Annotated in this window: 24 protein-coding genes; 11 read left to right on the top strand and 13 right to left on the bottom strand. The window is 65.8% G+C overall.

The window, feature by feature from the left end; all coding sequences use genetic code 11:
• Nucleotides 1-25 precede the first annotated feature (25 nt).
• The 4 genes from ATO3_RS10490 to ATO3_RS28470 all read right to left on the bottom strand — a co-directional run bounded on the left by ATO3_RS10490 (nucleotide 26) and on the right by ATO3_RS28470 (nucleotide 4,838).
• Entirely contained in the window at nucleotides 26-1,042 is a 1,017-nt protein-coding gene (locus ATO3_RS10490; RefSeq protein ID WP_088649786.1) for an ABC transporter permease, read from the bottom strand.
• A gap of 22 nt (nucleotides 1,043-1,064) precedes the next feature.
• Nucleotides 1,065-2,360 carry an NtaA/DmoA family FMN-dependent monooxygenase gene (locus ATO3_RS10485; RefSeq protein ID WP_198963248.1) on the bottom strand — a complete coding sequence of 432 codons (1,296 nt, stop codon included), beginning with the start codon at nucleotides 2,358-2,360 and terminating at the stop codon, nucleotides 1,065-1,067.
• A 315-nt stretch (nucleotides 2,361-2,675) separates the two neighbouring features.
• The gene (locus ATO3_RS10480) at nucleotides 2,676-4,331 is read right to left on the bottom strand and encodes an ABC transporter substrate-binding protein (RefSeq protein ID WP_088649784.1); all 1,656 of its coding nucleotides are present in this window, start codon (nucleotides 4,329-4,331) and stop codon (nucleotides 2,676-2,678) included.
• 216 nt (nucleotides 4,332-4,547) lie between these two features.
• Nucleotides 4,548-4,838 (bottom strand): hypothetical protein, encoded by a 291-nt coding sequence (locus ATO3_RS28470; RefSeq protein ID WP_143747258.1) that lies wholly within the window; start codon nucleotides 4,836-4,838, stop codon nucleotides 4,548-4,550.
• Nucleotides 4,839-4,915: 77 nt separating this feature from the next.
• Between ATO3_RS28470 and ATO3_RS10475 the strand changes: the two genes are divergently transcribed.
• Genes ATO3_RS10475 through ATO3_RS10450 form a run of 6 tightly spaced genes read left to right on the top strand, consistent with a single transcriptional unit; the run spans nucleotide 4,916 to nucleotide 10,681 of the window.
• The gene (locus ATO3_RS10475; RefSeq protein ID WP_088649783.1) at nucleotides 4,916-5,794 is read left to right on the top strand and encodes an ABC transporter permease; all 879 of its coding nucleotides are present in this window, start codon (nucleotides 4,916-4,918) and stop codon (nucleotides 5,792-5,794) included.
• A complete protein-coding gene (locus tag ATO3_RS10470) occupies nucleotides 5,791-6,597 on the top strand; it encodes an ATP-binding cassette domain-containing protein (protein WP_158217942.1) in 807 nt (268 codons plus the stop codon). The genes ATO3_RS10475 and ATO3_RS10470 overlap by 4 nt, the downstream gene beginning before the upstream one ends.
• Nucleotides 6,594-7,607, top strand: a complete 1,014-nt coding sequence (locus ATO3_RS10465; RefSeq protein WP_088649781.1) for an ABC transporter ATP-binding protein — start codon at nucleotides 6,594-6,596, stop codon at nucleotides 7,605-7,607. The genes ATO3_RS10470 and ATO3_RS10465 overlap by 4 nt, the downstream gene beginning before the upstream one ends.
• A 27-nt stretch (nucleotides 7,608-7,634) precedes the next feature.
• A complete protein-coding gene (locus tag ATO3_RS10460; protein ID WP_088649780.1) occupies nucleotides 7,635-8,573 on the top strand; it encodes an allantoinase PuuE in 939 nt (312 codons plus the stop codon).
• Between the two features lie 6 nt (nucleotides 8,574-8,579).
• Nucleotides 8,580-9,503: an allantoinase PuuE gene (locus tag ATO3_RS10455; protein WP_088649779.1), complete on the top strand. Its 924-nt coding sequence runs from the start codon at nucleotides 8,580-8,582 to the stop codon at nucleotides 9,501-9,503.
• Entirely contained in the window at nucleotides 9,500-10,681 is a 1,182-nt protein-coding gene (locus tag ATO3_RS10450; RefSeq protein ID WP_088649778.1) for an amidohydrolase, read from the top strand. Before ATO3_RS10455 ends, ATO3_RS10450 begins: the two co-directional genes overlap by 4 nt.
• Nucleotides 10,682-10,803: 122 nt before the next feature.
• On the opposite strand, the gene ATO3_RS10445 is transcribed toward ATO3_RS10450, so the two are convergent.
• The 9 genes from ATO3_RS10445 to ATO3_RS10405 form a co-directional block, all read right to left on the bottom strand.
• Nucleotides 10,804-12,258, bottom strand: coding sequence for an amidase (locus tag ATO3_RS10445; RefSeq protein ID WP_198963247.1), 1,455 nt, complete (start codon nucleotides 12,256-12,258; stop codon nucleotides 10,804-10,806).
• A gap of 211 nt (nucleotides 12,259-12,469) precedes the next feature.
• Nucleotides 12,470-12,967: a nucleoside deaminase gene (locus ATO3_RS10440; RefSeq protein ID WP_088649777.1), complete on the bottom strand. Its 498-nt coding sequence runs from the start codon at nucleotides 12,965-12,967 to the stop codon at nucleotides 12,470-12,472.
• Nucleotides 12,960-13,931, bottom strand: a complete 972-nt coding sequence (locus tag ATO3_RS10435; protein ID WP_088649776.1) for an ABC transporter ATP-binding protein — start codon at nucleotides 13,929-13,931, stop codon at nucleotides 12,960-12,962. Before ATO3_RS10435 ends, ATO3_RS10440 begins: the two co-directional genes overlap by 8 nt.
• Nucleotides 13,928-14,896, bottom strand: coding sequence for an ABC transporter ATP-binding protein (locus ATO3_RS10430; protein ID WP_088649775.1), 969 nt, complete (start codon nucleotides 14,894-14,896; stop codon nucleotides 13,928-13,930). The genes ATO3_RS10435 and ATO3_RS10430 overlap by 4 nt, the downstream gene beginning before the upstream one ends.
• The gene (locus tag ATO3_RS10425) at nucleotides 14,893-16,317 is read right to left on the bottom strand and encodes an amidohydrolase family protein (protein WP_088649774.1); all 1,425 of its coding nucleotides are present in this window, start codon (nucleotides 16,315-16,317) and stop codon (nucleotides 14,893-14,895) included. Before ATO3_RS10425 ends, ATO3_RS10430 begins: the two co-directional genes overlap by 4 nt.
• On the bottom strand, nucleotides 16,314-17,483 hold the full coding sequence (locus ATO3_RS10420) for an amidohydrolase family protein (protein ID WP_198963246.1): 1,170 nt from the start codon (nucleotides 17,481-17,483) through the stop codon (nucleotides 16,314-16,316). Before ATO3_RS10420 ends, ATO3_RS10425 begins: the two co-directional genes overlap by 4 nt.
• Before the next feature lie 2 nt (nucleotides 17,484-17,485).
• Nucleotides 17,486-18,451, bottom strand: coding sequence for an ABC transporter permease (locus ATO3_RS10415; RefSeq protein ID WP_332888691.1), 966 nt, complete (start codon nucleotides 18,449-18,451; stop codon nucleotides 17,486-17,488).
• Nucleotides 18,444-19,436, bottom strand: a complete 993-nt coding sequence (locus ATO3_RS10410; protein ID WP_088649771.1) for an ABC transporter permease — start codon at nucleotides 19,434-19,436, stop codon at nucleotides 18,444-18,446. The genes ATO3_RS10415 and ATO3_RS10410 overlap by 8 nt, the downstream gene beginning before the upstream one ends.
• Nucleotides 19,437-19,568: 132 nt before the next feature.
• Nucleotides 19,569-21,146, bottom strand: coding sequence for an ABC transporter substrate-binding protein (locus ATO3_RS10405; RefSeq protein WP_088649770.1), 1,578 nt, complete (start codon nucleotides 21,144-21,146; stop codon nucleotides 19,569-19,571).
• 166 nt (nucleotides 21,147-21,312) lie between these two features.
• Between ATO3_RS10405 and ATO3_RS10400 the strand changes: the two genes are divergently transcribed.
• The 5 genes from ATO3_RS10400 (at nucleotide 21,313) to ATO3_RS10380 (ending at nucleotide 25,583) form a co-directional block, all read left to right on the top strand.
• Entirely contained in the window at nucleotides 21,313-21,999 is a 687-nt protein-coding gene (locus ATO3_RS10400; RefSeq protein ID WP_088649769.1) for a GntR family transcriptional regulator, read from the top strand.
• Nucleotides 21,996-22,658, top strand: a complete 663-nt coding sequence (locus tag ATO3_RS10395) for a flavin reductase family protein (protein WP_198963245.1) — start codon at nucleotides 21,996-21,998, stop codon at nucleotides 22,656-22,658. Before ATO3_RS10400 ends, ATO3_RS10395 begins: the two co-directional genes overlap by 4 nt.
• A gap of 127 nt (nucleotides 22,659-22,785) precedes the next feature.
• Entirely contained in the window at nucleotides 22,786-23,934 is a 1,149-nt protein-coding gene (locus ATO3_RS10390) for a transporter substrate-binding domain-containing protein (protein WP_088649768.1), read from the top strand.
• Nucleotides 23,931-24,563, top strand: a complete 633-nt coding sequence (locus ATO3_RS10385) for an ANTAR domain-containing response regulator (protein WP_088649767.1) — start codon at nucleotides 23,931-23,933, stop codon at nucleotides 24,561-24,563. The genes ATO3_RS10390 and ATO3_RS10385 overlap by 4 nt, the downstream gene beginning before the upstream one ends.
• 180 nt (nucleotides 24,564-24,743) lie before the next feature.
• Nucleotides 24,744-25,583: a nitrilase family protein gene (locus tag ATO3_RS10380; RefSeq protein WP_088649766.1), complete on the top strand. Its 840-nt coding sequence runs from the start codon at nucleotides 24,744-24,746 to the stop codon at nucleotides 25,581-25,583.
• Nucleotides 25,584-25,617: the final 34 nt, after the last annotated feature.

Below are 25,617 nucleotides of genomic sequence, written 5' to 3'. Positions count from 1 at the left end.
TCTTCCTTTCCCTGGTCCGCCGGTTTTACGACGGACGCATCCGGGGGTCGATGAACAGGTAGAGAATATCCACCGCAAGGAAGGCCAGCACGTAAAGCAGCGAGGCGTAGATCACGAAGCCCTGCAGGGCGATGAAATCCGATTGCTGGATCGCCTGCAACGCATATTGCCCGACGCCGGGCCAGCCGAAGATCGCCTCGATCAACACGGCGCCGCCGAAGACGAAGCCGATGATGCCGCCGATCAGAGTGATGATCGGCAGCAGCGCATTGCGCAGGCAGTAGCGGAACCAGATCACGCGATCGGGATGGCCCATGGCATAGGCGGTGCGGACGTAGTCGCTTTGCAGCGCCTCGACCATGGTCGACCGGGTCACCCGCGCGATCGGTGCCAGCGTACACAGCGCCAGGGTGATCGAGGGCAGGACCAGCGCGCGCAGGGCTTCCAGAAACTTCGCCGGATCGCCGTCAAGCAGCGTGTCGATCAGCATGAAGCCGGTCACGCGCGGCGGCGCCTCGACCCAAAGCGGCAGGCGGCCGACCGGGCCCGGGAGCCATTGCAGCTGAACGAAGAAGATAAAGAGCAGCACGAGGCCGATCCAAAATTGCGGGATCGACATGCCAATCAGCGCGATGATCCGGACCAGGAAGTCCGGCAGCTTCTCGCGTTTCACCGCGGCAAGCACGCCCAGCGGCACGCCGAAGAGGATGGCCATCGCAAGCCCGAGCATGCCGAGCTCAAGCGTCGCAGGCAGGCGGTTCATCAGATCGGCCATCACCGGGTTCCCGGTGGAAAACGAGGTGCCGAGGTCGAAGCGCAGCAGCTCGCCGAGATAGCGGAGGTATTGCACGATCAGCGGATCGGCGAGGCCGAGGTCCTGCCGGATCATCTCCAGCAACTCGGCATTGGCTTCGGGCGGGGCATAAAGCTCGGTCGGGTCGCCGTTGAAGAGGCGGGCGGTGAAGAAGGTGATCGTGACCACACCGAAGGCGACCGGGATGATCCAGAGGATCCGTTTGAGGATCAGGCGCAGCATTGCCATGGGAGTGACTCCGGGGGTTGGGTCAGAATTCGAGCAGGTTGTGGCGGAACTGCGCGTGGCTGTAGCCCTTGCGCGTCAGCCCGCGTTTCTGCAGCACCGGCACGAGGCCATCGGTGATCTCGGCCAGGTAGCGGCGGGTCAGGTTGCCGGTGACGAGGAACCCGTCGCCACCGACCTCCTGCATCATCTCCTCCATCTTCGAGGCGACGGTTTCGGGCGATCCGTGCACGTCGTCCAGGCCGAAACGGAAGTTCTCGGCGATCTCGCGCAGGTTGCTGCCCATGGACATGAAGCGCTTGAACGTGCCCTGCTGGCCGTTGGTTGTCATCTCGGCCAGCGGTTCCTCCACGTCGATGGTCGAGAAGTCGATGTCGAAGAGGCTGCCCAGCCCGGCCAGCATCACCTTCGGATCGGCTGCCTTGCGCCGCGCCTCGCAGATCTCCTGCGCCTGGGCGTCGGTTTCTGCGACGATGGGCGTGAACTGGAACAGGACCTTGCAGCTGTCCGGATCGCGCCCGTGAGACGCGACCCGCGCGCGAACATCGTCGCGAAAGGATTTCATCTCTTCCACGGTGCCGACGGCGGCCAGGATGACATCCATGTGTTTCGAGGCAAAAGCCCGGCCCTGCGGAGAGCCTCCGGCCTGCACCAGTACCGGGTGGCCCTGCGGGGGGCGGGCGGTATTGAGCGGGCCGCGCGAGGAAAAGAACTCGCCCTCGAACTCGATCGGGCGGACCTTGCACGGATCGACGAACATGGCGTTCTCGGCATCGGCCACGATCGCGTCCTCGTCCCAGCTGTCCCACAGCTGCTTGACCACGTCGACGAATTCATCCGCCATCCGGTAGCGCGCGTCGTGTTCGATATGCTCCTTCAGGCCGAAGTTCTGCGCCGCGCGCGCCGCCGTCGAGGTCACGAAGTTGCAGCCGACGCGCCCGTCCGACATCAAGTCCAGCGTGGCGATCAGGCGGGCCAGCAGGAAGGGCGGGTAGAAGGAGGTAGAGATCGTCGGCACGATGCCCACGTTCTTCGTCGCCTGGTGCAGCAGCGGCACCAGCGGCAGCGGATCGTTCTTCGGCGCCCGCATGGCGCGTTTGAGGTAGAAATCCATCGACGCGCCGTAGTTGTCCGGCACAAAGGCGGAATCCTCCATCAGCAGGAAATCGAAACAGGCCCGGTCGACAGCCTGGGCCAGATCGATCTGAAGCTGCGGATTGGCCCAGTCGCGGGCGGTGTTTCCGCCCCAGGGTACATTCCAGCCGTGGACGCCGTAGGTGTTATTCTGGAACCAGCCAAGATGGAATGGATCGGTCGTCAATTCCCGTTTCTCCTTTTCAACTGCGATGCGGGGCATGGCAGTCGTGTTTAGTGGATCCCGCAGTGCGGGGCCGCGCAAGAGCGGCATATATGGGCGTATATTTAAGTTTGGGGAATTTTGCTGCGTGATTATTAATAATGCGCCAATTGACCCTCGTTTCAGATCATTGAAGTGGTTCAAAAGTAAATTTGAAATCCGGCGTAATGCGAATCTTTCCAAGATCGGGCTGTGGATTTGGAAATGGTGATTTGTCCGTGCCGGTCATGTCCAAAAGTCCGGACGGCCCCCGGGGAGAAAAGGCCGCCCGGCGCTGGCTTAATTGGTGTCGGCCAGCTTGAGGTAGGTGTACCGGGCATAGGGTTCCTGGGTGAAGGTCACCCCGGCGATCCGTTTGCTGGTGGCCACGGTGCGGCCCATCACCACGAGCGGGATCTGGTTTGCCGCGGCCTCGGCCAGGCGATCCTGGATCTTGTGGTAGGCTTCAGTCCGCGCCGCCTGGTCACCCGAGTTGCGGTAGGTGTAGTGCCAGTCGTCGATCTCGGGATCGTCGTAGCGGGACCAGTTGCCGCTGCCGCCGATGTCGGACCAGCTGACGATGCAGCAATTGGTCTGGGTCACCGGGTCGGGCAGCCAGAAGGTCGCCTCGTGCAGGTACATGCCCGACATGGTCTCGTTCTCGCGGTAGGTCCGGTCGCGGACGGCGGTCTTGAGCTGGACTTCCGGCGTCGCCTTGAGGTTCGCGGTCACACCGATCTGGGCCATCGAGGACTTGATCAGGATCGCCACGTCATCGTTGTAGGGCAACGAGTTCGAATACCACAGGTCAAATTCCAGGTCCTCGACACCGGCGTCCTTGAGCAGCTCTGCCGCCTTTTCGAGGTCGTAGCTGTACATCTCGCCGAAGCTGCCGTTACAGGTCGCGTCGTTGGGGTTGTAGAAGCAGTCCGAGGCAAAGCCGCGGCCGCCCAGTGCGACGTTGATGATCTGGTCGATCGGCGTGGCATAGATCATGGCCTGGCGCACCGTCTGGTTGTCGAACGGCGGTTTGTCGACGGCCATGGACATCCGCAGGATGTTCGGTGTGGGGCCGTGCAATACCGGGAAGCCCGCTGATTCCAGGGCGGAATACTGGCGGCCGGTCAGGCCTTCGCCGGCGTAGTCGACGACGCCGCCCTTGACCAGCGACACGACGTCGGCGTCTCCGGTGATCCGCAGGATGATGGTGTCAAAGTTCGATTGCGGGCCCCAGTCGCGGTCCGGGACGGCCGTCAGAACGATCTCCTGGTTCGTTGTGTGATCCGAGATGTAGTAGGGGCCGGCCGACGCGACATTCTTCTGCAGCCACTCGCGCGACCACGGGTCGTCCTCGGTCGCGTGCGATTTCGCCTCGACGGAATCGATGATGCCGAATTGCAGGAACTTGTACGAGGTCAGGCGCACGGCCACCTCGGCCGGGTCGCCGTCCGGACCATCCAGGTGGGTGATCTGGACGGTGTAATCATCGATCTTCTCGATCTGGTCGGCGGTGTAGATGCCGGCCACGCTGGCCTGGTTCTTGCCGTTGGCCGGGATCTCGACCAGGCGCGTGAACGAGTAGACCACATCGTCGGCCGTCATCGGGTTGCCGGTCGCGTGGAAGGTCACGTCGTCGCGCAGGTGGAAGGTCACGACGGGGCCGTCTACCTCCCAGGATGAGGCGAGGTTGGGGATGACCTCCATCGGGTCGCCGTCATAGGCGCCGTCGGGCCGTTCGTGCATCTTCATCGACACGAGCTTGTCGTAGAGGTTCAGCACCAGGTCCTGGTCCTGGGCGCTGCGCGTGTCGGCCGGGTCGATGCTGTTGAAATCAGCCGCGACCGCCCGGACAAGGGGCTTTGTATCCTGCGCCTGGACCACGCCCGCCAGGGGCAGGAGGCTCAGCGCGGCGACCAGGCCCCTGAGGGCGGTCCAGGGGGTTGCGCTTTTCTTCATCGGCAATGGTTTTTCCCTTTCTCGATGTAGAATTCATTGGGATTGGCCCGGCCGGTTCTCAATTTGAAAATTCCCATCGGGCGGGCGCAATTCAATTGGCCGCGTCAGGAGTTTCCGGTGAATGCCGTTTCGGGCGGGAGGAGGGTGTCCCGGGGTCCGATGCTGCGGTTCAGTGCCCCGAACAGGCAATCATACTTTTGGGGGACACGCGGGTTTTCAGCGCCGGACACGGCCGATCAGAATTCGCGATCTGTGGGGATGTGGGATGCGATCAATTCGCGATGCGATCAAATAGAACTCATCAGGGACCCCGTGCGAAGACGAATTGCGCAATTTTGCGTCAAAGGCAATATCAATTTCATGAAATTCACCAAATCCGCTGTGCGCGGGCTTGCCGGACATTTTGGACGTGGCTAGCTCCGAGAACAGGCCGCCGCGCCGGATGCCCGCCGGGGCGCCGCCATGCGGCCCAGGAAGACCACTCGTGAAAGGATGATCGAGATGCACCAGTCGCGCCGCGCACCCGTTGCCAGCCGCCCTGCGGTTGCGCAGAGCCGTCGTGAAGCCCGGGCGGGGATCGCCTGTTGACCTCTCGGCCGATCGATATCGAAAGCGCGGCCGTCGTCGCGCCGCCCCGCCGCCGCCCGCGCCGCCGCCATTCCCTGACGATGAAGCTCGGCGCCGGGCTGCTGTTGTTTTATGCCGGTGTCGCGGTGCTGTCCTTCTTCTGGACCCCTCATGACCCTTTCATGCCCGGCGCCGGGCCAAGCTATTCGGCACCGACCTGGGAATTTCCGCTGGGCACCGACCGGCTGGGCACCGATCTGCTGTCGCGGCTGATGGTGGGCACGCGCTATGACCTGGGTATCTGCCTGGCCGCCGTTGCCATCGCGCTGACCATCGGCACGATCCTTGGCACCATCGCCGGCTATTACGGCGGCGCCATCGACACCGCCATCATGCGGATGGTCGAAATCTTCCAGGCCTTCCCCGGCCTCCTCTTCGCCATGCTGATCGTTCAGGCCGTCGGGGCAGGGGTGGTGAACGTGATCGCCGTGCTGTCCTTTGTCGGCATGCCGGATTACCTGCGCCTTGCGCGGGCCGAGGTCCGGTCCCGCCGCGAATGGCAATTCGCCGAGGCCGCGCGTCTTGTCGGCAACCGGCCCATCGCCGTGGCGTTCAAGCACCTGCTGCCCAATTCCATGGGCCCGCTGCTGGCCTTCACCTCGGTCAATGCCGCCTTCTCGGTGCTGATCATCGCCAGCCTCGGCTTTCTCGGCATCGGGCTCAGCCCGGATGACCCGGAATGGGGCAACATGATCGCCCGCGGCCAGGATGGCGTGATGACCGGCGAATGGTGGGTCTCCATGTTCCCCGGCATCGCGATCCTCGGCATGACCGGCGCCTTCTACATGCTGGGCGACGCGCTCTCGGACCTCTTCGACCCGCGGAGGCGCACATGAGTGACGCCATTCTGGAGATCGAAAATTTCTCGGGGGGCTTCATGTCGCCCGCCGGGGAGTACAATCAGGTGCTGCATGATGTCGGCTATTGCCTGCCGCGCGGCGCCATGACGGCCGTGGTGGGCGAAACGGGCAGCGGCAAGTCCATCACCGCGCTTGCGGTGCTGGGCCTGCAGGCGCCGACCTTCCGGCACCGGACCGGCTCGATCCGGTTCGACGGCACCGAGATGCTGAACCTCGACGCCAGGGGCCTGCGCGACATTCGCGGCAGCCGGATCAGCATGGTCTTCCAGGACGCGCGCGCCGCGCTGAACCCGGTGTTCTCCATTGGCCGCCAGCTGGCCGACACCTGGATGCTGCACAATGGCGGCAGCCGGGCAGCGGCGATGGACAAGGCCGTCGACGCGCTCCGCCAGGTGCATATTCCGGAACCGGAACGTCGCGCCCGTCAATATCCGCACGAATTCTCGGGCGGGATGGCGCAACGCGCGATGATCGCCATGGCCGCGCTGATCTGCACGCCCGAACTGCTGATCCTGGACGAGCCCACCACCGGGCTCGACGTGACCACGCAGGCCGACATCATGGAGCTGATCGTGGATCTTGCGCAAAGCCGGGGCCTGACGGTCTGCCTGATCACCCATGACCTGGGCGTGGTGGCCGAAACCTGCGACCACGTGGTCGTCATGAACAAGGGCTGCGTCGTCGAGACCGGCACGACCGAGCAGATCTTCACCGCACCGCAGGATGCCTACACGCGCAAACTGCTGGCCGCGAGCCTGCTCACCGAGTACAGCGCATGAAGACCTATCCCGCGAATTACCCGATCGTCCAGGTCCGCGGCCTGAAGAAGCTCTTTCCCGTCGGCGGCGGCCGCAAGCTGCATGCGATCGACGGGGTTGATTTCGACCTGCAGCCGGGCCGGACCCTGGCGCTGGTGGGCGAAAGCGGCTCCGGCAAGTCCACCGTGGCCCGGTGCATCGTACGGCTGTTGGAGCCGACGGACGGCGATGTCGTCGTCCACGGCAATTCCGTCCGGCCGCTGAACCCGGTGCGCATGGCCACGATGTACCGCACGTTGCAGATGGTCTTCCAGGATCCAAACGCTTCGCTCAATCCGCGGATGACGGTGCGCAAGGTGCTGGAAGAGCCGCTGAAGCTGCACCTCTCGATGACCCAGGACGAACGCAACGCGCGGCTGTCCGAACTGGTCACGCTGGTGGGGCTGGGTGAGGAGCATCTGGCTCGCTACCCGCACGAGCTTAGCGGCGGCCAGAGGCAGCGGATCGGCATCGCCCGCGCAATCTCGATCAACCCCGAGGTGGTGCTGCTGGACGAACCCACCGCCTCGCTCGACGTGTCGGTGCGGGGGCAAATCCTCGATCTGCTCAAACGCATCCAGCGCGAGCTGAACCTGGCCTACCTCTTCATCAGCCACGACCTGCAGGTGGTGCGCCATGTCGCCGACGAGGTGGCGGTGATGTACCTGGGCCAGATCGTCGAACGCGGCCCCACGGCCGAGATCTTCGACAATCCGCGCCATCCCTATACCCGCGCGCTGATGTCCGCCGCCCCCGTCGCGCGCTATGGCGTGAAACGCGAGAGGCTGCGGCTGGCGGGCGAAATCTCGACCCCCGTGGATCCGCCCCCGGCCTGCCGGCTGTCGGGCCGATGCCCGATCGAACAGCCAGTCTGTTCGCAGCAGCGCATGCCGCTGGAGCCGATCAACGAGACCCACAGCGTCGCCTGTCCGTTCTCGGACCGCGTGGCCGAGGCGGTGGCACCGCCGGTTCCCGCGGCCAAGGCGGGCTGAGCAGAGACTATCCGGAAAGGACATCCCATGACCCATCTCAGGTCCCCCATTCCCGGGCCGCCGCGCGACGTGGTCGGCTACGAAGGCGCCCCGCCCAAGGTCAGCTGGCCCGGTGGCGCCCGTATCGCGATCTCGCTTGTGGTGAACTACGAGGAAGGCTCCGAGCTGGCCATCGGCGACGGTGACGCCACCCGCGAACCGGGCGGCCCCCCGTACTGGCCGATCACCGAACGCGACCTGGGCGTCGAGACCATGTACGAATACGGCTCTCGCGTGGGGTTCTGGCGTCTGATGGACGTCTTCGACGAGCAGGACGTCAAATGCACCTTCTATGCCTGCGCGCAGGCGCTGGAACGCAACCGCGACGCCGCCGCCGAGATGCGCCCCCGCGGCCACGAGGTCATGAGCCACGGCTGGCGCTGGGAAGACGTGACCCTGCTGACCCGCGAGCAGGAGCGCGAGCACCTTCTGCGCGCCATCGACTCGATCACCGAGACGACGGGCGAACGCCCGCTGGGCTGGTACTGCCGCTACGGGCCGTCGGTGAATACCCGTGAACTGGTCGTGGAAGAGGGCGGTTTCGTTTATGATTCAGACACCTACAACGATGACCTCCCGTATTTCGTGAAGGTCGACGGCAACAAGCACCTGGTCATTCCCTATTCGCTCGCCAACAACGACATGAAGATCCACACCGGCTGGATGGGCTCGCCGGTGGAGTTCGAGCGGCATCTGAAATCCGCCTTCGACCGGCTCTACAAGGAGGGCGCGACGCATCCCAGGATGATGTCCGTCGGCCTTCATCTGCGGCTTGCCGGGCACCCGGGACGGGCGCTCGCCCTGGCCAATTTCATCGAATATGCGAAGTCCTTCCCGGACGTCTGGTTCGCCCGCCGGATCGACATCGCCAACCACTGGATCGCCAATCATCCCGACACGGTCCAGCCGATCCAACAGGACGCGTGAGGCGACATGGATACCGCACCCAACACCATCCCCGGCCCGCCGCGCGATCTCGTCGGCTATAACGGTAAACCGCCAAAGGTCACCTGGCCCGACGGCGCGCGCATCGCGATCTCTCTCGTGGTCAATTACGAGGAAGGCTCCGAACCCGCCGTGGGCGACGGCGACCCGGCCAGCGAACGCGCGCTGTCGGAAATCCCCTACCGCCCCTGGCCCGATGGCGAGCGCGATCTCGCCATGGAATCCATGTACGAATACGGCTCCCGCGCCGGCTACTGGCGGCTGATGGACATCTTCGACGAGCTCGACGTGAAGGCCACATTCTACGCCTGTGCCGTCGCCATGGAGCGCAACCGCAAGGCCGCCCGCCTGATCGGCGAGAAGGGCCACGACATGATCTGCCACGGCTGGCGCTGGGAAGACGTGGCGCTGCTGACCCGCGACGAAGAACGCGAGCACATCCGCCTGGCCGTCGCGTCGCTGAAGGACACCATGGGCCAGCGTCCGCTTGGCTGGTACTGCCGCGGCCGGCCCAGCGTGAACACGCGCGAGCTTGTGGTGGAAGAGGGCGGCTTTCTCTACGACAGCGATGCCTACAACGACGATCTGCCCTACTGGACAGAGGTCCACGGCAAGCCGCACCTGATCATCCCCTATTCGCTGGTCAACAACGACGGCGGCTTCGGCACGGGGGCCTTCGGCTCTCCCGACAGTTTCGAGGAGCACCTGCGCTACACCTTCGACCAGCTCTACAAGGAAGGCGCGACACATCCGAAGATGATGAACATCGGCCTGCACATGCGCGTCGTCGGTCAGCCGGCCCGCGCGCAGGCGCTCTACAACTTCATCGAATACGCGAAATCCTTCCCGGGCGTCTGGTTCGCCCGACGGATCGACATCGCCAACCACTGGATCGAGCATCACCCCGCATGACCCCCGAACACGCGCGCGAGACGGCGCTGGCCACGATCGACCAATCCGCCGACCGGCTGATCGAGGTCAGCCGCAAGATGCACGCCGAGGTCGAGCTGGCCTTCGACGAATACAAGGCGCAGGGCTGGCTCTGCGACGTGATGGACGAGGCCGGGCTGGAGGTGACGCACGGGCTGGGCACGTTGCAAACCGCGTTTCGCGGCACCGGCGGTCAGAAGCAGGCCGGACCCTCGATCGCCTTCCTCTGCGAATATGACGGTCTGCCGGTCTACGGCCAGAGCTGCGGGCACAACGTGGCTGCGGCCGCCTCGCTTGGGGCGGGCCTGGGCTTTGCCTCGGTCGTGGACGCGCTTGGCGGGCGCTGTATCATCATGGGCACCCCCGGCGAAGAAGGCGGCGGCGGCAAGCACATCCTCTGCAGCGAAGGCTGGTTCGATGATCTCGACGCGATGATGCTGATCTATCCCGGCATGGACAACATCGCCCATTCCCGCGCGGTCGGCGCCACGCGGGTCGAGATCTCGTATCACGGCAAGGCCGCCCATGCCGCCGCCCGGCCCGAACTGGGGATCAACGCGCTCGATGCGCTGCTGCTCGCGCTGAATGGCGTCTCGGCCCTGCGCCAGCAGCTGCCCTCGGACGTGCGGGTGCATTACATCATCACCAAGGGCGGGACCCTGCCGCAGGTCATTCCCGACCACGTGACCGCCGTGCTGACCCTGCGCGCCAACGATCCCGCCACGGTCAGGGCGGTCAAACCCCGCATCGACGCCTGTCTCGAAGGTGCGGCGCGCATGACCGGCGCCCGGCTTGACCGGCAATGGTCGCCCTCGGTCGGTCAGCCGCTGCTGAGCAACGCCGCCATGGCCGGCAGGTTCGACGGTGCGTTGCGCGGACTGGGCCGGGAAACACGGGGCCGCGACGAGCTGTCGGGCGCCTGGTCCGGCGACACCAACGCGGTCAGCTGGAAAGTTCCCACGATCCAGCCGCAGATCGCCATGACCGGCCGCGACGTGCCACCCCATTCGCACGAGTTCCACGCCGCCTCGGTCGGGCCCGCGGCCGAGGCCTGCATCCTGGATGCCGCCAAGGCCATGGCGCTGACCGCCATCGACCTGGTGACGGATCCCACCCTGATGCCCGCCGTGCGCGCCGAATTCGAGGCCGCTCGCGGCTGACGGACACCGAGGGAAAGAACCCGCGATGAAAGACCAACATGTCTTTGTGACCGGCGCCCTTGGGCGGATCGGCAACGCCGTCCGCACCTAGAAGGGCGCGCCGAAGCAGGTCTGAACGGACCTCAGGCCGCCGTCAGATCCGTCACGATCCTTGGCCATGCATCCGCCCAGGGCCGCGCGGCCTCGAACGCGGCCGAGGCCGCCATCACCAGCGGATCGTCCAGGTGGCGCCCGGCGATCTGCAGGCCCACGGGCAATCCCTCCGACGTCCAGCCGCAGGGGACCGAGGCCGCAGGCTGGCCCGTCTGGTTGAACGGCCAGAGCGAGGGTAGGCCCGGCCCCGTGACCGGCTGGCCGTCGATAACCTTCGGCCCATAGGTGTCGATATCGAAGGCCGGGTAGGCGACGGTGGGACACAGCAGCAGGTCGTATCGCGACATGAACCGCCACATCCGGATCACCACCTCCTGCCGCTTCTTCGCGGCCTCGGTGAAATCCTCGGCCGTATAGGTCGCCTCCATCGCCGCGCGCAGATGCGGCATGAAGATCTGGCCCTTCGCGTGCATCCCGCGCATGCCCACCAGATCGCTGTCGGCCATGATGATCATCCAGTGCAGGCCCAGCACGTCGCTCAGATCCGGCGCATCCTCGACCACCTCGCAGCCGAATTCCTCGGCGAAGACCTGTGCCGCCTTGGCTGTCAGCGCGCGGACCTCCGGGTCGACGAGGCAGCCGCCGAAATCGGGCGTATAGGCGACCCGCTTGCCTTTCAGGCCGCCGCGCATCGCCTCGAACCAGTCGAATTCCGGCCCGGGCAGCGAATGGCGGTCGCGCATATCCGGCCCCGAGACGACCGACAGCATCAGCGCGCTGTCCTCGACGGTCCGGGTGAGCGGGCCGATATGTTCGGTGCTTTCCCAGGACGACAGGCCGGGATAGCGCGGATCGCGGCACCCGGGATAGGCGGGCACGCGCCCGAACGACGCCTTCATCCCGAAGAGCCCGGCGAAGGAGGCCGGGCTGCGGATCGACCCGCCGCCGTCGCTACCCAGGGTCAGAGCGCCCATGCCGGCGGCCACCGCCGCAGCGCTGCCGGCGCTCGACCCGCCCGGGGTCTTGTCCAGGTCCCAGGGGTTGCAGGTGGTGGGAGAGACATTGTTGTGGCCGACCGCGCCATAGCCCAGCTCGGCCGTGTTGGTCTTGCCCAGGATGATCCCGCCCGCGGCCTTCACCCGTTCGACGACGATGTCATCCTCGTCGGGGACATGGGTTGCATAGGCTTCGGAACCCAGCATGGTGCGCACGCCCTTCGTGCAGATCAGGTCCTTGATCGACACCGGCACCCCGTGCAGCGGCCCCAGTTCGGCGCCGTCCATCACCGCCTGTTCCGCGGCCTTCGCCCCGGCGCGGGCGCTGTCTTCGGTCAGGGTGCAGAAGGCATGCAACCGGGGCTCCAGAGCGTGGATCCGGTCCATCACGGCGTCCATGAGCTCGACGGGGGAGAGCGCCTTCTGACGGATCAGCCGCGCCTGTTCGGCGCCGGAGAGAGAGCAGATGTCATGAGATGATCGGGTCACGGGCGGATCCTTGAGATTGGGTGGCCGGGCGCGCCGCACCCCGACCGGGGGCGGATCTCCGGCGGGGGGGCAAGACCCCGGACTTCAAGAGAAAACTAGCCGCTGCGACTGAGCCCCGACAGCTTTTCCGGCGCTTGCGGTCGCCGCGCCCGGCGCTTGTCCCACCGGGTGCCCCATTCCGCGCAGGATGCCCGGGATTTGGCCGTTTGCCTCAGCCCCGCTCGCGCGCCTTTGCGGCCCAGCGATGCAGAATTTCTGCCGCCGGGGCCGATCGATGCTGCGCGCTGGTCATCTTGCGCGCGGGGGCGGGCAGGCCGCATTGCGACAGCATGTGATCCACGTCGATCGGGAAGCGGGCGGCCTCGGGCAGATCGCCCAGGGCCGCGCCGGCCTGGGCCATGTCGGCGGCGTAATACAGCTCCGACACCCCGGCGATCAGCATCGCCGCGACGCAAAGCGGGCAGGGCTCGCAGCTGGAATAAAGCGCCGCGCCGCGCAGGTCGACAGTGCCGAGGTTGCGGCAGGCGTCGCGGATCGCCTCGGTCTCGCCATGGCTGGTGGGATCGTGGTTCAGGACCGAGCGGTTGATGCCTTCGCCGACGATGCGGCCGTCCTTCACCACGACGGCGCCGAAGGGTTCGGTGCCCGGTGTCTCCAGCGCCTCGGCCGAAATTTCGATGGCGCGGGCCATGAAGCTTTCGTCATACATGGGCGCTCTCCTGCCGGTCTTCCGCGGCGGCGAAACAGGCGACACGGCGGTCGTGAACGTGGACCTCGCGCTGCGGCCGCTCCCGCTTGCACCGGTCGAAGGCCAGGGGGCAGCGGGGATGGAACGAACAGCCCGAGGGCGGCGACACGGGCGAGGGGACTTCCCCGCCCATCGGCGCGCGGTCGCGCTTTGGGCTTTCAAGGTCCGGGATCGTGTCGAGCAGCATCCGCGTATAGGGATGCAGCGGGTTGGCAAAGAGGTCGCCTGTCGGCTGGATCTCGACAATGCGGCCCAGGTACATCACCGCGATCACATCGGCCATGTGACGCACCACTGACAGGTCGTGGCTGATGAACAGATAGGTTAGCCCCATCTCGCGCTGGAGCTTCTTCATCAGGTTCAGCACCTGCGCCTGGACCGAGACATCGAGCGCCGAGGTCGGCTCGTCACAGACCAGGAATTCCGGCTCGCCAGCCAGTGCGCGAGCGATCGAGATCCGCTGCCGCTGACCGCCTGAGAATTCATGCGGGAACTTCGCGGCATCGGCGCCCGACAGGCCCACGGTGCGCAACAGCTCTTCGACCCGCGCGGTGACCTGAGCGTCGGGCGTTTCGGGGTGCAGGGTGCGCAAAGGCTCGGCCACGATCCGGCCCACCCGCCAGCGCGGGTTGAGCGAGGCAAAGGGATCCTGGAAGATCATCTGCATCTTCTCGGGATCGCCGTTGAACCGGATCTTGCCGCCTGAAGGTGCGTGCAGCCCGGTGACCAGCTTGGCGATGGTCGACTTGCCGCAGCCGGATTCCCCCACCAGTGCAAGGGTCTGGCCGGGCATGATGTCGAAATCCACGCCATCGACGGCACGCAGCGTGCGGCGCGGCTTGCGCTCCAGCACTCGGTTCAGCCAGGGGGCGGAGACGTCAAAGCGCCGTTCCAGCGCATCCACTTCAAGGATCGGTCGGGTCATGCGGTCTCTCCTGTCAGGGCCAGCCAGCATGCGGCGCCGGGGCCGTCGGAGCGGGGGATGTCGCGGCGGCATTTCGGACCGGCCTGCGGGCAGCGCGGGTTGAAGGCGCAGCCCGAGGGGATCGCGCCGAGACGGGGCATGGATCCGGGGATCATCTGCAGCTCGTGCATGTCCTTGCGCAGGCTGGGGATCGAGCCCATCAGCCCCGCGGTATAGGGGTGCTGCGGGCGGCGGACGACATCCTCGACGTTGCCCAGCTCGGCCAGGCGGCCGGCATACATCACCGCGACGCGGTCGGCGGTTTCGGCGATCACGCCCATGTCGTGGGTCACCAGCATCACGGCGGTGCCCCGGTCGCGGCAAAGGCGCTTCAGCAGCGCGGTGATCTGCGCCTGGATCGACACGTCAAGCGCGGTTGTGGGCTCGTCCGCGATGATGAGTTCCGGTTCGGCGCAGAGCGCCAGCGCGATGACGATGCGCTGGCGCATGCCGCCCGAGAACTGGTGCGGGTAATTGTCGATGCGTTCCTCGACCGCCGGAATGCCGACCTCGCGCATCAGGTCGAGCGCGCGGGTGCGGGCCTGGGTGCGGGTGAGGGTGGAATGCAGGCGGATGGTCTCGACCAGCTGGTCGCCGACCTTGAAGAGCGGGTTGAGAGAGGTCAGCGGGTCCTGGAAGATCGCGCCGATGCGGCGGCCTCGGACGCTCTGCATCTGGTGCTCGGTGAGGGTGTCGATGCGGTCGCCGGAGAGGCGGATTTCGCCAGAGGCGATGCGGCCGGGCGGTTCCAGCAGGCCGAGGATGGCCATGCCGGTCATCGACTTGCCGGCGCCGGATTCGCCCACGACGCCAAGGATTTCGCCCTTGCCGATGGTCAGCGAGATGTCATCGACGGCGGTCAGCACGCCGCGCCGGGTGGGGAATTCGACGCGCAGGTTGCGGACGTCCAGGACGGTGTCGGTCATTTGGCCCTCCGGTAGCTGGGGGTGAAGATCTCGGACACCGGCGGGTGCCCGGCGGTGCGGTCGGGGTACTTGGCGATGAGCCCGTCGAATTGCTGCTGCGCGCGGGTGTAATCGGCGTCGCTGAAGCCGGGGATCTCGCGGTCGGCCATCACGCGGCGCCCGTCGATCCAGACATCGCGGACGTCATGGCCCGAGGTCGAGGTCATGATCGTCTGGATTGGGTCCGTGGTCTGCAGCGTGCGGGAGAGGTCGATCACCGTGATATCGGCGCAGGCGCCGGGGGCGAGGCGGCCGAGGTCGGGACGGTCCAGCGCCTTGGCGCCGCCGAGGGTCGCGGCGTCGAACATCATGGCGCAGGTGAGGGCGGATTGCGTCTCGGCGATGCGGCCGGTCATCATGCCGACCTGCATATTCAGGATCATGTCGGGCGGCCAGGTGTCGGTGCCGAGGCCGATGTTGATACCCTGCGCGCTGGCGGCGGTGAAGCTGCGCAGCAGACCGCCGTGGCGGGCCGAGACCAGCGGGCAATGCACCAGCGTCGCGCCGTGGTCGGCCATCAGCGCGAAATCGCGGTCCGAGGCATGTGTGCCATGGGGTAGCAGCCAGTTCGGACCGATGGCGCCGATACGGTCGAGCCAGTCGATGGGGGTGGTGCCGTGCTGATCCTGGAGCAGCCGCAGCTCGGTGGGCGACTGGCAGGAATGCTGGCGCACCGGGGCGCCCATCTCGGCGGCGATGGCATGGGTGCGCTGCAGCAGTGCCTCGGTACAGGTCTCGATCCGGTCGGGGGCGAACATGGCGCGGAGGCGCCCCTGCGCCGTGCCGTCTATGCGGCGGGCGAAGGCGGCGGCCTCTTCTAGGCCCTCCAGCCCGCGTGCCTCGTCATAGACCGGGCGGATGTTGCCCTTGCTGTCCGTGACCTGCCCGCCGGTGCGATAGGCGGGGCCGAGATAGGCGCGCAGGCCCATCTCGTCGGCCACAAGTGCTGCCGCCTCGAATTCCGCGACCGTCTCGCCCCATTCCCGGTAGAAGAGCGAGGCGATGGGCAGCGCCGTGGTGATCCCGTTGCGGATCAGCTGCGCGAAGGCAAAGCGCTTCTGAAAGGCCAGCTCGTCCGGCGAATACATCTCGTAGGGGTCGCGCTCGATGTAGCTTTGCGGCCAGACGCGGCCCTTCTTCCACGCCGGGCCGTTGTCATAGCCCAGGATCGTGGTGTCGAGATCCGAGAGCGCGTCGAGGTCGATGAAGCCGGGCGACAGGATCGCCTCGCCGTAGTCGATCCGCTCGGCCTCGCCTTCGAAGGCGGGGCCGACATGCAGGATCTTCGTGCCCTCGATCACGACGCAGCCGTTTTCGAAGATCACATGGGCGCCGTTTTCATGGCCGATCACCCAGCGGGCGGAGAGGGCTTTGCGTGTCACGGCGCCTTGATCACGGCCTTGCCGTCCTGCGCCACGATCTTGCCGGCCTTCATCACCATCTTGCGCGGGGCGCGCAGGGCGACGGCCTCGGCCAGCGTCTCGCCCTCGACCAGCACGCAATCGGCGTGGCAGCCGATCTCCAGCCCGTAGCCCTCCGTCTCCATCACCTTGGCGCCGCCATAGGTGCAGATATCCAGCGCCAGCTCGACCTCGTCATCGCGGCGCAGGTTGTTGCGCAATCCGATGAACATGGCGCGTTCCAGCATGTCGCCGTTGCCATAGGGCCCCCAGGTGTCGCGGATGCCGTCATTGCCGCCGCAGGTCAGGATGCCAAGCTCGGCCAGTTCCTTGACGCGCGGCGCGGGGGCCGAGGCCGGGGCGGTGGTGGCGATGTGGATGCGGTTCTCGGCCAGCTGCTCCTGCAGCCCGGCCACGTAGTCGCGATCCGGCGCGCCAAGGCAGAAGGCATGGCTGATCGTGACCTTGCCCTGCATCCCGTGCGCGATGGTCCGCGCGATGATCTCCTCCATGGAAAACCCGCCCATGGCGTCGCGCTCGTGCAGGTGGATGTCGATCGGCTTGCCGTGTTTCTCGGCCAGCCGGAACACTGCGTCCAGGTGGCCCTTGGGGTCACGCTCGATCCCGCAGGGGTCGATCCCGCCCACGATATCCGCGCCAAGCGCCAATGCCTCGTCCATCAGCTCCACCGTACCGGGGCGCGGCATCATCGAGGATTGCGGGAAGGCCACGATCTCGATGTCGACATAGCCCTTCAGCTTCTCGCGCGTGGCCATCACGCCCTCGATGCCCGCAAGCCCGTGATGCGTGTCGACATCCACGTGGGACCGGATCTGCGTCGTGCCATAGGCCATCGACTGGATCGCCTGCCGCTCGCTCTGCACCTGCGGGTCGAGCCCGAGCGAGACCTTCACCTCGCGCTCGTTGGTGATCTTGTCGATCAGGCGCGGCCCGACCTCGTTGCGATACCAGGGCAGGCCCAGCAGCGACTTGTCGAGATGGGTATGCGCCTCGACCAGGCCGGGGATCAAGATGCGGCCGCCGCAGTCGATGGTGTCTCCGTCGGCGCTGTCGGCGAACTTGCCGTCGGCGATGTAGAGGTCGGTGGCGGTGGCGCCCATCGGGCGGACGTTCTTCAGAATGGTCATAATCATCTCAGTTTTGGGTTGAGGGCATCACGGAGCCAGTCGCCGATCATGTTGACCGACAGGACGATCAGGCAGAGCTGCACGGCGGGGAACACGACGATCCACCACAGGCCGGAAAACAGGTACTGGTTGCCGATCCGGATCAGGGTGCCAAGGCTGGGTTGATCGGGCGGCATCCCGACACCGAGGAACGAGAGCGTCGCCTCGGACAGGATTGCGAGGCCGAAGTTCAGCGTCGCGGCCACCATGATCGGCGTCATGCAATTGGGCAGGATGTGGTGCAGCATGATCCGCCAGGGCTTCACCCGGATCAGGCGCGCGGCCTGCACGTATTCCTTCTTGCGCTCGACCATGGCCGAGGCCCGCACCGTCCGCGCATATTGCACCCAGGACGGCACGGCGATGGCGAAGATCAGGATCGGCGCGGCCAGCACATCCTTCAGCCCCGTGGGCAGGGCGGCGGTGGCCATGGCCGAGATCAGGATGGCGATCAGGATGAAGGGCATCGACAGCAGCACGTCGCCCAGCCGCATGATCACGTTGTCGACCCAGCCGCCGAAATACCCGGCGATGAGACCCAGGCTCAGCCCCACGGCCAGCGCCACGAGAACCGAGGCGAAACCGATGATCAGCGAGATCCGCGAGCCGTAAAGGATCGCTGACAGGATATCCCGGCCTTGCGTGTCTGTGCCCAGCAGGTAGGGCCACTGGCCGCCGTCCTTCCAGATCGGCGGGATCTCGGCGTTCCACAGCTCGAGCGCTGCCAGATCATAGGGATCCTGCGGCGAGATCACCGGCGCCAGGATCGCACTCAGCGCCACCAGCGCCAGCAGGCAGGCGGCAAAGATCGCGCTGGGATGGCTTAGGAACGAATACCAGAGGTCGCTCTCTCGCATCGCCTGCCAACGGGTGCGGATGGTCGGTTTGGCGGGACGTGTCTCTTGCGTCATGTGGGATATCTCAGCCATTGGCCCCTCCGGCTTTGGCGGTGTCGTCGCGCAGGCGCGGATCGACCCAGGCATAGGTGACATCGACGATCGTGTTGAGCGCGACGAAGATGAAGGAAACGAGCATAAGGTAGGCGGCCATCACCGGGATATCGACGAAGGTCACCGCCTGGATGAACAGCAGCCCCATGCCGGGCCACTGGAACACCGTCTCGGTCACCAGTGCAAAGGCGATCAGGTTGCCGATCTGCATGCCCGTGAGCGTGATCACCGGCATCAGGCAATTGCGCAGCGCATGGACCCAATGCACCCGGCCGGCGGGCACGCCGCGGGCGCGGGCGAATTTCACGTAATCGGTGCGCAGCGTCTCCAGCATCTCGGCCCGCACCAGCCGCATGACCAGCGTGATCTGAAAGGTCGACAGCGACAGCGCCGGCAGCACCAGCGCGGCCCGCCCCGAGGACGTCAGCAGCCCCGTCGACCACCAGCCGATATCCACCGTCTCGCCCCGTCCGAAGGCCGGCAGCCAGCCCAGGCTGACCGAAAACGCCAGGATCAGCATGATCCCCACCACGAAGGACGGCAGCGACACCCCCACGATGGACCCCAGCTGCAGCGCATTGGCCATGCGGCTCTCGCGGTGGACGGCGGTGATCACACCCAGCGGGATTCCGATCACCAGCGACAGGATCGTCGCCACCAGCACCAGCTCGAAGGTCGCCGGGAAGCGTTCGCCGATCAGCACCATCACGTCCTGCTGGTTGCGGTAGGAGATCCCGAAATCCCCCTGCACGGCATTGGTCACGAACCGCGTGTACTGCGTTACGAAGCCGTCGTTCAGGCCCAGCCGCTCGCGCAGCTCGGCGCGATCCTCCTGGGTGGCCTGTTCGTTGACCATCATCTCCACCGGGTCCCCGAAGAACCGGAAGATGGTGAAGGCCAGCAACGCCACCGCGAGCATCACGAAGGCCGCATTGGCAAAGCGCTTGATCAGAAAGGCGAGCATGTCCGGCTCCAACTGGCTCGAGGATCAGGGGCAGAGCGATCCGCCCCTCGTTCTTCTTGGCTGAAATACCTCTGGGGGGTCCGGGGGGCGAAGCCCCCCGGCGGGTCGGATCGCGTTAGAGATCCGAAACCCTCAGCTCTCGCCGCCGACCTGCGCGAACCAGAGCCGCGGCTTGTTGTCGGGGAAAAGCGGCATATCCGTCACGTCATCCGTGACCGCCCAGGCCATCGGCTGCTGGTGCAGCGGGATCATCAGCATCTCGTCCTTGACGATCTGCAGCGCCTGCGTTTCCAGCCCCAGCCGCGTCTCGACGTCCAGCTCCTGGCCGGCCTCCTGGATCAGCGCGTCCAGCTCCGGGTAGGACCAGCCGCCCCAGTTGAAGACACCCGAATTGCCTTCCTTGGAATGGAAGATCTGCAGCAGCGGCGAATAGGCGTCGAGCATCGGCAGCGTCGCCCAGCCCAGCGTGTAGACATCGGTCTTGCCATTGGTCCGCTTCGGCGTCTGCACCGCGCGCGGCGCCACGTCCAGCTGCGGGGCCAGCCCGATCCGCGACCACATCGAGGCGATCGCCTGGCAGAATTGTTCCTCGTTCACCAGCCCGTCCGAGAGACAATTGAACTCGAAGGAAAAGCCTTCGGGCACACCAGCCTCCTGCAGCAGCGCCTTCGAGGCGTCCGGATCGTATCCGGGAAGTGTATCCAGTTCCTCAGCATATCCGGGGATCGGCGGCGCCACGGTCGCGCCCGCGATACGGGATTTGCCGCGCATCACGCGCTGGTGGATCAGGTCGAGGTCGATCGCCTTGTAAAGCGCCTCGCGCACCGCCTTGTCCTTGAACGGGTTCGGCTCGCCCGACACCAGCGTGTCGCGGAACGGAAAGCCGATCATGACGGTGCGCAGGTCGACGCCCTCCAGCACTTCGACATTCGGCGCGGCCTCGAGCCGCGGAAGATCCTGCACCGGCGCGTCATTGGTGAAGTTGATCTCGCCCGACAGCAGCGCCGCCACGCGGGTCGCGGCCGAGGTCACCGGTGTCAGCTCGATCCGGTCGAGGTTGTGCTGCGGCTCGTCCCACCAGTCGGGGTTCACCACGAAGACGGTCTTGGCATCGGGTTGGCGGCTTTCCACGATGAAGGGCCCGGTGCCGTTGGCGTTGTAGGTGGCATAGCCCTCGACGCCCGACCCGATGTCGGTGGGCAGCTCGGCGCCGTTCTCGACCATCCAGTCCTTGTCGAAAATATGAATGTTCGTCAGGTCGTTAAGCAGCAGCGGGTAGGTGCCGTTCAGGGTGATGTCGACTGTCCGGTCATCGACCATCTCGGAGGAGACATAGGCCGGCAGGTTGCCCTTCAGCGGCGAAGTCTCGTGGCTGACGCGTTCCAGCGAGGCCACGACATCCTCGGCGGTGAAGGCATTGCCGTTGTGAAAGGTCACGCCGTCGCGCAGCTTGAAGCGCCAGGTCACCTGATCGTCGAGAATCTCCCAGCTTTCCGCCAGCGCGGGCTCGATCTGCAGGTCCTCGTTGTAGCGGACCAGCCCCTCGTAGACGTGGTTCAGCACGTTGATCGTGAAGCTGTCACCGTAGGAATAGGGATCGAGCGAGCCGATATCGCGGTTGGCGCCCCATTTCAGGACGTTCTCGGCCGTGGCGGCGCCGGACAGGCCGGCAAGTGCCGCGGAAGCAAGCAATAGCGTTCTGATCGTCATGATGTCTTGTCCCTGTTTGCGAATTGTCTCCGGGAATCACCCCGATTGGATACGATGCATTAGACATGGACGATTGTTTCTCATCTGGCAAGGGGATTGTATCCAATTGACGTTAGTCGATGGATACGCTATGCCCTCTGCACTGAAAACGGACGTGACACCGACAATGAGTGACAAGACGACCCTGACGGACGCGGTCCACCAGCTGCTGCGCCGTGCGATCATCGAACAGGCCCTGAAGCCGGGCATGCGCCTGCCCGAGGACACGGTGGGCGAACAGTTCGGCGTGTCCCGCACCATCGTGCGCCACGCGCTGGTGCGCCTTGAAAACGAGGGGCTCGTGGTGACGCGTCGCAACCGCGGCGCCTTTGTCGCCGAGCCCTCTCTGGAAGAAGCCAAGCATGTCTTCGAGGTGCGCCGCGCGCTCGAGGCCGAGGTGATCCGCCTGCTGGTCGAACGCATGCCACGCAGCGGCTATGACCAGCTCGAGGCGCATGTGCGCAGCGAGGAAAGCGTCAAGGGCAAGGACGGGCCTGTCTCGATTCGCCTGGCCGGGGAATTCCACATCCTTCTGGCCGAGCTGACCGGCAACCACGTGCTGGCGCGCTATGTCTCGGAAATCGTGCTGCGCTGTTCGCTGATCATGGCGATGTACGCGAAAAGCCATTCCTCGGATTGCGCGGTAGACGAGCATTCGCAGATCATCGCCGCGATCCGCGATGGCGATACCCGCCGCGCCACGTCCCTTATGGATCACCACCTTGGCGCCGTCGCCGGCCGCGCCGAGCTTGAACCGAAACAGGACAGCGTGTCATCGATCCTGTCCCGCTATGGAAAGGAACTGGCCTCGTGAGCGAAACCGCGACCCATCACGCGCTGAACTTCTCGGATCTCACCCCGCGCGAGGCCTACAAGGTCATGATCGGCACCATCGTGCCGCGCCCCATCGCCTGGGTGACGACGATTTCGCCCGAGGGCGTGGTCAACGCGGCGCCCTATTCCTTCTTCAACTGCCTGTCGGCCGATCCCCCGATCCTCGCGCTGGGGGTCGAGAACAAGCCCGACCGCAGCTTCAAGGACACGGCCTACAACATCCGCATGACCGAATGCTTCACGGTCAACATCGTGGACCGCGCCAATGTCGGGCCGATGTCTGTGACTGCCGCCAATTTCGGCCCCGAGGTGGACGAACTGGACATGGCCGGTCTGACCGCCGTGCCAGGGGTTCAGGTCGCCTGTCCGCGCATCAAGGAGGCGCCGGTCGCCTTCGAATGCCAGCGCTACCTGGGGATCGAGGTCAGCTCGGCCCGCGAGATCATCCTTGGCAAGATCGTGATGGCCCATGTGCGCGAGGATATCATCGACCTCGACACCTATTATTCGGATCACGAGAAGCTGGATGCGTTGGGCCGGATGGGCGGCAACGGTTACGCCGGCACGCTGGATTATTTCGACCTGGCCACGCCCTCGGCCGAACAGGTTCAGGCCGACCGCCGCAAGCGGGCGGGCTGAGCATCGTAAATCCGCCCGCCGGCCCGTCAGGGGCGGGGGCAGGGCGCGCCTGTGAACGCCCGGGTTGTGGCCGGGGGATTGCCTGCCTAGGTTCGGGCTCCGACAAGGTTGGAGCCCGAGCAGTCCCATGACATCAAAGACCGAAGGCGCATGGCGCGTCGGCGTGCTGTTCTCCGAAAGCGGCACGACCCACGTGACCGAGACGGAGCACCTGCGCGGCACCGAGCTGGCCATCGCCGAGATCAACGCCGCCGGCGGCATCCGCGGCAAGCCGATAGAGCCGGTGATCCACGATCCCGGCGCGCGCAACGACAGCTACCTGAAATACGCCCGCCAGCTGCTGGCCGAGGACGAGGTCGACGTGATCTTCGGCTGTTCCATGTCGGCGAGCCGCAAGACGGTGCTGCCCATCGTCGAACGCTACAACGGGTTGCTGTTCTACCCGTCCATGTACGAGGGGTTCGAATATTGCGAGAACCTCGTCTATTCCGGCGCCACGGTGAACCAGACCTGCCTGCCGCTGGCCGATTACCTGGTGAACACCCATGGCGGGCGGATCTCGCTTGTCGGGTCGGATTACATCTTCCCCCGTGAATCCAACCGCATCATGCGCGATCTGATCGAAGCCCGCGGCGGCGAGATCGTGGGCGAGGCCTATGTGCCGCTGGGCGCCGGGGTCGAGGATCTCGACCCGATCCTGCGCGATATCCTCGCCCAGAAGCCGGACGCGGTGTTTTCCACGATGATCGGCACCTCGGCGCAGGCGTTCTACCGGCTTTATGACGAGGCCGGGATCGACCGCGCGGCGCATCCCATCGCCAGCCTGACCATGGCCGAGACCGAGATGGCGAAGATTGGGCGCGACCGCGTGGAGGGGCACGTGCTGGCCTCCACCTATTTCCAGACGCTGGAGACAGAGGTGAACCGCCGGTTCGTCGCCGCCTTCAAGGCGCGGTTCGGCGCCGAGGCCACGACCTCGATCTGGTCCGAATCCGCCTATCTTCAGGTGCAGCTTTTTGCCCGGGCGCTGGACCGGCTCGGCGTTATGGACCCGCGCCGCCTGTCGCAGGCCCCGCTGGGCGATGAATTCGAGGCGCCCGAGGGGCTGGTGCGGGTGGATCCCGAGACCCGGCACCTGTGGTTGACCCCGCGGATTGGAGTTGCGCGGGCTGACGGGCTGTTTGACGTGGTCTGGGAGGGAAATGCGCCGGTGCGCCCCGATCCCTACCTGGCCACCACGCGGATCGAGGAAACCGCGCTGGAGCTCTGGTCATGAAGGGCGCGCGCCGGATCCTGGATGAGCTGCGCCGCGCCCGGGTGCAGGTGATCCACCCCAGGGACGAGGACGGCCAGCTGCTGATCGGCCATCTCAAGCGGCTGGGCTGCGAGGTACAGGGCACCTGGCCGCCGCCCGCCGCGCTGACCGAAGGCGCGGACACGGTCTTCATCAGTGTCGATGACGTGGACGTGCCGGCGATGATCCAGCTGCTGGAAGGGCAGGACGTGGCCGTGTTCGCCGTGGTCACCTATGAAAGCCCCACGACGCTGCAATCCATCTTCGACGTGAACGCCCATGGCGTGATGTCGAAGCCGCTTCGCCCGCTGGGCATCCTCACGCAATTCACGCTCGCCCGGTATCGCAGGCGGGCCGAAGGGCGGCTGAACTCCAAGGTGCGCAAGCTGGAAGAGACGCTGAAGGGCCGGCGTCTGGTGGACAAGGCTGTGCGCCTGTTGGTCGACGTGCAGGGCATGTCGGAGGACGACGCCTACAACCTGCTGCGCGAACAGGCGACGACCGAACGGGTGACGATGAGCTCGATCGCCGAGGACATCGTGACGGCGCACGAGACCATGGCGCGGCTGGGCCTGCGCGGCGGGCGCGATTCAGAACTGCCGAAAAAGTAGCGCGAAAATCCCGGGCGCTGCTGAAAGCTTCCACTTGAACGTGACGGGGCCCGGTGTCACCCTGAAGACAGAGCAGTGAATGCTCGGCGGCAGGGTTGCCGCCTCAAATACCGGCTATGTAGCCCCTGAACCGCGGTCGCGCACCGCGTCAGGGGCTTTTTTGCGTTTGGAGCACTGAAAATGACCCCTGTCCCCGGTTCCGCCTTCAAGGTCGCGGCGATCCAGTTCGAACCCGAATTCGGCGCCGTGGACCGGAACCTTGCAGCGATGGAGGCGCATATTCGTGCCGCCCATGCGCAAGGCGTGCGCTTGATGGTGCTGCCTGAACTCGCCGACAGCGGCTATGTCTTCGAAACGCAATCGGAGGTCGCGCGGCTCTCCGGTCCGATCCCGGGCGGGCCGAGCACGGATTTCCTTTGCTCGCTGGCGGCGGAACTTGGCGTCTGGATCGTCTCCGGCCTCTGCGAGGTGGCGGGCGACGCGTTCTACAACTCGGCCATGCTCTGCGGGCCCGACGGGTTCATCGGCGGCTATCGCAAGCTGCACCTGTGGAACCGCGAGACGCTGTTCTTTGCCCCCGGCGACCTTGGCCTGCCGGTCTTCGACACACCGCTGGGCCGGATCGGCATGGCGATCTGCTACGACGGCTGGTTCCCCGAAACCTTCCGGACGCTGGCGGACAAGGGCGCGCAGATCGTCTGCGTGCCGACCAACTGGGTGCCCATGCCCGACCAGCCCGAGGGCGCGGAGGCGATGGCCAACACGCTGCACAAGGCGGCGGCCCATTCCAACGGGCTTTACATCGCCTGCGCGGATCGGGTCGGCACCGAACGCGGCCAGCCCTTCATCGGCCAAAGCCTGATCGTCGGGCCCAACGGCTTCGCGCTGGACGGGCCGGCGGACAAGACCTCGGAACGGATCCTGATCGCCGAGGTCGACCCCTCCGGCATCGCGGCGGCGCGCAAGATCAGCGAGTACAACGACGTCCACGCGGACCGGCGGCGGGATGTCTATTCCTGAGCCGCCCTGCGGCGCGGGACCCATCGAAACCAAC

The organism is Marinibacterium profundimaris (assembly GCF_002210095.1).
Taxonomy (GTDB): Bacteria; Pseudomonadota; Alphaproteobacteria; order Rhodobacterales; family Rhodobacteraceae; genus Marinibacterium; species Marinibacterium profundimaris.
The sequence above is the reverse complement of the archived record's forward strand: the minus strand, read 5'-3'. Positions and strand labels throughout refer to the sequence as shown.